The 7310-nt window shown below is 52.6% G+C and carries 7 protein-coding genes; 2 read left to right on the forward strand and 5 right to left on the reverse strand.

Going from position 1 to position 7310, the window contains the following annotated elements; genetic code table 11:
• The first annotated feature begins 3 nt into the window (after nucleotides 1-3).
• A complete protein-coding gene (gene malG, locus NNO08_RS14330; RefSeq protein WP_137381190.1) occupies nucleotides 4-894 on the forward strand; it encodes a maltose ABC transporter permease MalG in 891 nt (296 codons plus the stop codon).
• A 335-nt stretch (nucleotides 895-1229) separates the two neighbouring features.
• Nucleotides 1230-2705, forward strand: coding sequence for a D-xylose transporter XylE (xylE, locus tag NNO08_RS14335; protein ID WP_137381191.1), 1476 nt, complete (start codon nucleotides 1230-1232; stop codon nucleotides 2703-2705).
• 40 nt (nucleotides 2706-2745) lie between these two features.
• Here xylE and psiE read toward each other — a convergent pair whose 3' ends face one another.
• The 5 genes from psiE to yjbE all read right to left on the reverse strand — a co-directional run bounded on the left by psiE (nucleotide 2746) and on the right by yjbE (nucleotide 7162).
• Nucleotides 2746-3156 (reverse strand): phosphate-starvation-inducible protein PsiE, encoded by a 411-nt coding sequence (gene psiE, locus NNO08_RS14340; RefSeq protein ID WP_003031674.1) that lies wholly within the window; start codon nucleotides 3154-3156, stop codon nucleotides 2746-2748.
• Nucleotides 3157-3331: 175 nt separating this feature from the next.
• Entirely contained in the window at nucleotides 3332-5428 is a 2097-nt protein-coding gene (locus NNO08_RS14345) for a YjbH domain-containing protein (RefSeq protein WP_271456969.1), read from the reverse strand.
• Nucleotides 5428-6165, reverse strand: coding sequence for a capsule biosynthesis GfcC family protein (locus tag NNO08_RS14350; protein WP_271456970.1), 738 nt, complete (start codon nucleotides 6163-6165; stop codon nucleotides 5428-5430). Before NNO08_RS14350 ends, NNO08_RS14345 begins: the two co-directional genes overlap by 1 nt.
• A complete protein-coding gene (locus tag NNO08_RS14355) occupies nucleotides 6162-6800 on the reverse strand; it encodes a YjbF family lipoprotein (protein WP_271456971.1) in 639 nt (212 codons plus the stop codon). Before NNO08_RS14355 ends, NNO08_RS14350 begins: the two co-directional genes overlap by 4 nt.
• 119 nt (nucleotides 6801-6919) lie before the next feature.
• Nucleotides 6920-7162 (reverse strand): exopolysaccharide production protein YjbE, encoded by a 243-nt coding sequence (gene yjbE, locus NNO08_RS14360; protein ID WP_003826562.1) that lies wholly within the window; start codon nucleotides 7160-7162, stop codon nucleotides 6920-6922.
• Between the last annotated feature and the right edge of the window lie 148 nt (nucleotides 7163-7310).

Genomic DNA, 7310 nt, shown 5'->3' on the forward strand with positions numbered 1-7310 from the left:
ATTATGGCTATGGTACAACCTAAATCTCAGAAGCTCCGCCTTCTAATCACGCACTTAGGGCTACTGATTTTCATTGCGGCGATCATGTTCCCGCTGCTGATGGTTATTGCCATCTCGCTGCGCGAAGGTAACTTCGCCACTGGCAGTCTGATCCCGGAAAACATCTCCTGGGAGCACTGGAAACTGGCGCTGGGCTTTAGCGTAGAGCACGCGGATGGTCGTGTGACGCCACCGCCTTTCCCGGTGCTGTTATGGCTGTGGAACTCAGTGAAAGTAGCCACCATTACCGCGATCGGTATTGTGACGCTCTCCACCACTTGTGCTTATGCCTTTGCCCGCATGCGTTTCCCGGGCAAAGCAACGCTGCTGAAAGGGATGCTGATTTTCCAGATGTTCCCGGCGGTGCTGTCCCTGGTGGCGTTATACGCGTTGTTTGACCGTCTGGGCCAATATATTCCGTTTATCGGTCTCAACACCCATGGCGGCGTGATCTTCGCTTATCTTGGCGGTATCGCGCTGCATGTATGGACGATTAAAGGCTATTTCGAAACCATTGATGGATCGCTGGAAGAAGCGGCCGCGCTGGATGGCGCAACGCCGTGGCAGGCTTTCCGCCTGGTGCTGTTGCCGCTCTCGGTACCGATTCTGGCGGTCGTGTTTATTCTGTCATTCATTGCCGCCATTACTGAAGTCCCGGTCGCATCACTGCTGCTGCGTGATGTGAACAGCTACACCCTTGCGGTAGGTATGCAGCAGTACCTCAATCCACAGAACTATTTGTGGGGCGACTTTGCCGCCGCAGCTGTACTTTCCGCCATTCCGATCACGCTGGTATTCCTGTTGGCACAGCGCTGGCTGGTCAACGGCCTGACCGCGGGTGGTGTGAAAGGTTAAGTTTCATCAAAGTAGTTGTGTTACCCCGCCCGGCAACGGGCAATGCCACTGCAACCCTCAACTTATGTTATCCCAACCTGTGACTGTTATTCGGCGCTCTACGGAGCGCCCTTTTTTTATGTTATTTTGCATTGCCGTTATGATTATTTCCTTTCGTGCTCTCCATCACTGCAATTAAATTCTCCACCTGACTGGCAACATATTAAACAGAGCTAAGATCACAGAAAAGACAAAACGTAATTGCAATGTAAAAAATGATAATTGTCTTCCCAGCCTGTTAAATCCACCATCTCCAATACTGATAAAAAGAGCTGTATCGTCTAAGGCAGGTCTGAATGAATACCCAATATAATTCCAGCTATATATTTTCGATTACGCTAGTTGCTACATTAGGAGGTCTATTATTTGGTTATGACACTGCAGTCATATCCGGTACGGTAGAGTCCTTAAATACCGTTTTTGTTGCCCCACAACACTTAAGTGAATCCGCCGCTAACTCGCTGTTAGGTTTCTGTGTTGCCAGTGCACTGATTGGCTGCATCATCGGCGGCGCGCTTGGCGGGTATTGCAGTAACCGCTTTGGTCGCCGGGATTCGCTGAAAATCGCTGCGCTGTTATTTTTTATTTCCGGCATCGGTTCCGCATGGCCAGAATTAGGTTTTACCACCATTAACCCCGATAATGCTGTACCTGTTTATTTAGCAGGGTATGTCCCCGAATTCGTTATTTATCGCATCATCGGTGGTATTGGCGTAGGTTTAGCTTCCATGCTTTCACCTATGTATATTGCTGAGCTGGCTCCGGCACATATTCGTGGAAAACTGGTTTCCTTTAACCAATTCGCGATTATTTTTGGCCAGTTGCTGGTGTACTGCGTTAACTATTTTATTGCCCGTTCTGGTGATGCCAACTGGCTGAATACCGATGGCTGGCGATATATGTTTGCCTCCGAAAGTATCCCCGCCCTGCTGTTTTTACTGCTGCTGTATACCGTACCAGAAAGCCCACGTTGGCTGATGGCGCGCGGCAGACATGAGCAGGCAGAAGGTATTCTGCGCAAAATTATGGGTAGCACACTCGCCACTCAGGCAATGCAGGAGATTAATCAGTCACTTGAGCATGGACGCAAAACCGGTGGTCGTCTGTTGATGTTTGGTGCAGGCGTGATTGTCATCGGCGTGATGTTATCCATCTTCCAGCAGTTTGTCGGCATCAATGTCGTGCTGTACTACGCGCCGGAAGTCTTCAAAACGCTTGGGGCCAGCACCGATGTGGCACTATTGCAGACCATTATTGTCGGTGTAATCAACCTCAGCTTCACCGTGCTGGCTATCATGACGGTGGACAAGTTTGGTCGTAAACCGCTGCAGATCATTGGCGCACTCGGCATGGCAATTGGGATGTTCAGCCTCGGCACTGCATTTTATACACAGGCTTCCGGCCTGGTGGCGCTGCTGTCGATGCTGTTTTATGTCGCAGCATTCGCTATGTCCTGGGGACCGGTGTGTTGGGTGTTGCTGGCAGAAATCTTCCCGAACGCGATTCGCGGTAAAGCACTCGCCATTGCGGTCGCAGCCCAGTGGCTGGCGAACTACTTCGTCTCCTGGACCTTCCCGATGATGGACAAAAACTCCTGGCTGGTTTCCCATTTCCACAACGGTTTCTCCTACTGGATTTACGGTTGTATGGGCATTCTGGCGGCGCTGTTCATGTGGAAGTTCGTACCGGAAACCAAAGGTAAAACACTGGAAGAACTTGAAGAGCTGTGGGAACCCGCAGCAGAGAAAGCCAAACCCGTCTCTGCACAATAAGACTGACCTGCAACACGCCGCCCCAACGGCGTGTTGTTTTTTACTCTCGCTTCAACCGCTTCGAGTTGCACAGCCACAGGGTGATCACCAGCAGCAGGATCGCCGCAGAATAGATCAGCACATCCATGGGTGCTTTATGATCGACAATGATCAACCGCACAATCGCAGTGATCCCGATATAGACAAAGTAGCGCAGCGGAAAGTGAAACCCTGACTGAAAATACTTCACAATCAGCGCGATAAATTCAAAGTACAGAAAGTAAACCACCAGTCCTTCCACCAGCTCATATTTGCTGGTTTGTTCCGGCGCGAACAACACATCTGCCAGATGCAGCGTTTCTTTCCCGAGGAATACGACCAGGATCAGGCCCAGACTCAGCAGCCCCAGATTCAGCACGGTCTGCAAGATGGTGGAGATAAACTCCACGCGCGGACGAGATAGCGACGTCATAACAGCACCTCTTACTCAGTGGCGAGGTTCCTGTATAACGCAAAAATGTGACAGAGATCTACATTTTTTGTTTAGATTTTGTTCGCACAACGGTTCTTGCCGGATGGCGGCTTTGCCTTACCCGGCCTGCCGTAGGCCCGGTAAGCGTAGCGCCACCGGGCGATCAACATTCACATCAACGGAAGTTCTCACTCCTGTCACTGGTCATATCGTACAAACCAAACTTACGCCCAAGCTGCTGACCACCATCACGCGTTAACGGTGTCCAGCCTATCGCTGCACGGCTGCGGGTTGGACCAGAGGAGAAAAGATCCAGCGGCACGGAAACGTACACCCCTTTGGTGAAATCCCCTTCTCCGTACTCGTCCGGCGATGCATTCGTGATAGTCGCATAGCCGCCAACTATCACGCCGCTATCGAAGCGTTTCGCAATTTCCAGCGTGCCGCCTTTATCACCCGCCAGATACTGCCCCACGCTGGCTTTCACCAGAACATCCTGAGCAAACGAAGGATTCCAGTACGCCGTCAAATGCCCGGTCTTCACGCTGTAGTCGGTGAACTTCATCATGTCCTGTGCGCTACGCCAGTCACGCTGTTTCACGTAGTTGGCGTCAATGCCAAACGCCCAGTTGCTGTCCAGCGGACGATACAATACTTCCGCGCCCGCCCCGCCGTACATGGTTTCCAGATAACCGCCGTAAACCTGTCCATAGAATCCATTACCGAGAGACTGGAAGTAATTGGCCTGCAGGTTATTCACGTAGACGTCGTTCTGTACATACTCACGCACATGGGTACGCACCCGCGGTAAATGCGAATCCTGCGGTGGGTTAGTGTAGTTAAACTTGTCGTAGTTATTGGCGAGGTTGGCAAACAGGCTACCGGTGGTCAGCAGGTGATCCGTGACCCACAGATCCGCCGTTCCCATCACGCCCAGTTGATACATATAGAAGTTTTCCGGGCCACCCACCGACTGGTTAAGTACCGGATCGATGTGAAAATCGAAACGTGATTTGTCGATATACCAGCCCTGCTCGGTAGTTTTCGGCACCACGGGCTCAACGCGTTTTTGCGCCAGTTGGGTTTCATGACCCAGCGGCTCGCCTTCCAGATGGCGCTTGAGGCTGGAAACCTCCGTTTCGGTCGTCACCTGCGGTAAGTTCAGGCGATTTTCCGTAATGCGGATCGTGCGGATCCCGTCAGGGAGATCGTTCATCACGATCCGGTTGGCGCGTTCGATCCCTTCACGCGAATCACGGTATTTCACCTGTTCACCGGTGACGTATAGCGTATCGCCCTGCACCTGAATTTTAGGATCCGCCAGCCCGGCGTTATATTTCAGCAACGTTAGCTGATTCGCCACCACAGAATGTTGCAGGATGGCATCCTGGGGCTGGGGCTGATATTTCGGGCGGGCATTGTCATTATACGCGGGCCGCAGATCGTTAAAGTTGGTACGCAGCGTGAAGCCAAACATAACAGTGTTGCCACGTTCGTAGCTGAGGTTAACGTCGGCCCAATCGGTGACGCGATAAATAGCGCCGACGTTAAACTTGCTCTTCTGATCCAGCTTACCCGCAAAATCCTGCTGATAATTATTGCCTTCATACTCCAGCTTCAAACGCAGCGGCTGCCAGGGGGTTTGATATTCCACACCGCCAAACAACGATGCCGGACCATGGAACATCTGACTACCATCGATAGAACCCGCCTGTTTGTAGCTATTGTCGCGATAACAGAATTTATCGCTGTAGGAACACAGCGGGTTGCTGACGTTGCCGCTGGTCCCCAGGTAGCCCCAGCCAAGACCCAGTGAGAAATCAAACGGTCCCCAGGCTTTACTCGCCACAATGTACTCCGCATCAAACAGACCGGTTCCACCAATATCCCGTGCACCAACCGCGACCTGCGGCATCCAGTAACTCTCTTCCCACAACCGCAGTTTGAGGTCAAACGCCTTATCCTTGTATGTCTGATCGCCAGAAAACGACTCTACACTGCTGTACTTTTTGGTGCGAACATCGGTATAGCGCAGCGTGGTTTCCAGCCAGGGGAAAAGCTGCACCGACCCTGAGTAGTAACGGTATTGATCGTTATCGCGGTAGTTGAGGCTCATTTCACCTTCACGGGCCATCCGCGCAGTCGGGGTTTGCAGCAGCCCCACGCCGCCAAAATCGGACTGTGATGGTCCAACGGGTGCAGGCCAGGTTTCACCGTGGCAGGCAACGCTCACGCCCAGCGCCAACAGGCTGAGCAGATAAGTTTTTCTCATTATTCAGGGATCCGCTGAGTCAGGGTGCGAAGAACATCGGCATTGATTTCATCCGGAACGTTGCTCCAGACGGCTTCGGAAAGTCCGACAAAAATGATGCTGCCGGGCATCGGCTCAACGTGGCGTTTGTTCCAGTAAGCCACTGGCGCTTTCTGCATATGTCCGTCGGGATAGACCACCCACGCATAGCTGCGATCTGCACCGCTGAGCCGATGTTGTTCAGCGAGATAACTGGCCACATCACGGCCGGGCATAAACGGTTGTTTACCCGGACGACTTAGTAAGCCAAATAGCGTTATCTCCGTTGGCTGTGGACCAACCCACAGCGAGTAATTACCCTGCAACGGCGGGTTGCCTCGTTCGCTGACGCGCACAACATCCGGGTCGAGGTTAATCTTCTGTCTGCCGGTTATCTTCACTGCCTGAATCTGCTGGCGTAGCGCGTTAATCGCTGCAGCATCCTCACCACTTTCCTCTGCACTCAGCACTGCCAGGCGCGCCAGTAATGCCTGCTGCTGGCGTTGTGCCGAGATAGTGCCTTGCGCTTCACCGAGAACCGCTGCCGGCCACCAGCTGTTGCTTAATCGTGGCTGCCCCACCAGGTCGATCAGATGTTCAGCACCGGTCAACATCTGCGGTTCTGAGTGGCCTGCGATCATCACTTTTACGTCACCTGCGGCAAAAACAGATGACATACTCAGACTGACGAGCAACGCGGTAATTGTCCGTTTCATCATGGTTTTGCCGCCTTAATCAGCGTGGTTTTCACCAGGAAGAAATGTGCACCCAGATACTGCTCTGACTGACGGATTTGCCCTTCATTGTCGATCCAGTAGCGGTTATGCCAGTGCGCCTGATCGGTCGTCACCTCTTCGTCCAGCACCCGAACCGCGGTCTCTTCGCTGCCCACGCTGATGCTATCAGGGCCATCCCATTTGAAAATCGAGTGGGCAGTGGCGTAACGGACCTGTTGATGCTCAGTCCAGCCCATCGTTCGGGTCCACGTTGCGCCATCAACTATCTGATTGGGCTTGAACAGTGGATCTGTCGCCAGATTATTCACCTCGATCAGGTTGTCGCCACCGAGTTGCGTTTTCACCAGTCGCCCATGCTGCGTCACGAGAATGGCCTGATCCTGAGTCACCCATTTCTGCTGCCCGTTTTCGGTAAAAGCGAGCACGACAAACAGCCGGGGACCACCGTTGAGCTGCATATACTGGCTGGCGTAGGGCATATTGTGGATATCATCATCCGTCATCAGAACGCCAGGTGACCCAAACACACTCTCCCACAGCGAATGACCCAGCCCTTCGGTGGTAGCTGAACACGCTTGTAATAACAGGCAAACCAATATCAGCGCTGGTCGCTTCACGACGCTTCTCCGCATTATTGCCGGGTGATGCTATGTTTACCCCGGCCTACAAATCCCACAGGCTTATGGCAATCCAAAATAACCACACCGAAGTGTGGTTATGGTTAAACGTACCGGTACTACTGGGTACTGGTGGTTGTAGTAGTGGTTGTTCCGGTATTAGAACCATCGCCACCACCGGTTGCCGCCAGGGCGACCCCCACCGCAGAACTTACGGTGCTCACGCTGGTTGCGGAGGAACTTCCTGCCGAAACCGACGCCGCTGCCGACCCTGCGGCCTCCCCCACCTGAACGGGGGCGGCATAAACAGAGGTCGCCGCAAGCGCAGATATAGCCCACAGGCCATACAGAACTTTTTTCATCACAAATTCCCTTCATTGCATGAATGGAGATTTACCCAAAAGAATTTCGGGCGAGATCGAGTATACACAACCAAAGTATGCAAATTAGACCGGTCGGAGATTTAGGATAATTAGATGGCAAGAAATGAAATTATTTACTGTTTATAAT

Source organism: Citrobacter sp. Igbk 17, assembly GCF_028069775.1.
Lineage (GTDB): Bacteria > Pseudomonadota > Gammaproteobacteria > Enterobacterales > Enterobacteriaceae > Citrobacter.

What these genes read in the sequence shown, in the direction of transcription:
- malG (WP_137381190.1), top strand. Translation starts at nt 4, where the DNA reads ATGGCTATGGTACAACCTAAATCTCAGAAGCTCCGCCTTCTAATCACG.
- NNO08_RS14350 (WP_271456970.1), bottom strand. Translation starts at nt 6,165, where the DNA reads ATGATGAAACGGACAATTACCGCGTTGCTCGTCAGTCTGAGTATGTCA.
- yjbE (WP_003826562.1), bottom strand. Translation starts at nt 7,162, where the DNA reads ATGAAAAAAGTTCTGTATGGCCTGTGGGCTATATCTGCGCTTGCGGCG.
- psiE (WP_003031674.1), bottom strand. Translation starts at nt 3,156, where the DNA reads ATGACGTCGCTATCTCGTCCGCGCGTGGAGTTTATCTCCACCATCTTG.
- xylE (WP_137381191.1), top strand. Translation starts at nt 1,230, where the DNA reads ATGAATACCCAATATAATTCCAGCTATATATTTTCGATTACGCTAGTT.
- NNO08_RS14345 (WP_271456969.1), bottom strand. Translation starts at nt 5,428, where the DNA reads ATGAGAAAAACTTATCTGCTCAGCCTGTTGGCGCTGGGCGTGAGCGTT.